The organism is Arundinibacter roseus, from assembly GCF_004348825.1.
Taxonomy (GTDB): Bacteria; Bacteroidota; Bacteroidia; order Cytophagales; family Spirosomataceae; genus Arundinibacter; species Arundinibacter roseus.
Window position 1 is genome coordinate 1 of record NZ_SMJU01000042.1, and the last position, 609, is coordinate 609.

Annotated in this window: 1 rRNA gene; it reads left to right on the plus strand. The window is 53.2% G+C overall.

Features of this window, described 5'->3' with window-relative positions:
* The first annotated feature begins 9 nt into the window (after window positions 1–9).
* A 5S ribosomal RNA gene (gene rrf / locus EZE20_RS23890) occupies window positions 10–121 on the plus strand.
* Window positions 122–609: the final 488 nt, after the last annotated feature.

A 609-nucleotide genomic window follows, 5' to 3' on the forward strand; every position in this document is an offset into this window, starting at 1 on the left:
AACGACCTTGATGGTGGCTATGGGGCGGGTGATCACCTCTTCCCATCCCGAACAGAGAAGTTAAGCCCCGCACCGCCGATGATACTGGTTTCATAGCCGGTAAAGTAGGTAGCCGCCACAATATTAACCCCCAAGCGGGCTCAGCTAATCCTGAGCCCGCTTTTTTTGTGGCTCACCTCATCTAATCACCTCTTCCTATCCCGAACAGAGAAGGTAAGGTTGGTCGCAACCCCGGCCTCACCGACGATGATACTGGTTTCATAGCCGGTAAAGTAGGTAGCCGCCACAATATTAACCCCCAAGCGGGCTCAGCTAATCCTGAGCCCGCTTTTTTTGTGGCTCACCTCATCTAATCACCTCTTCCCATCCCGAACAGAGAAGTTAAGGTTGGTCGCAACCCCGGCCTCACCGCTGATGATAGGGATTTCATAGCGGGCACAGGCAGGTAGCCGCCATACTATTAAACCCAAACCGGGCTCAGATAATCCTGAGCCCGCTTTTTTTGTGGCTCACCTCATCTAATCCCCTCTTCCCATCCCGAACAGAGAAGTTAAGGTTGGTCGCAACCCCGGCCTCACCGCCGATGATACTGGTTTCATAGCCGGTAAA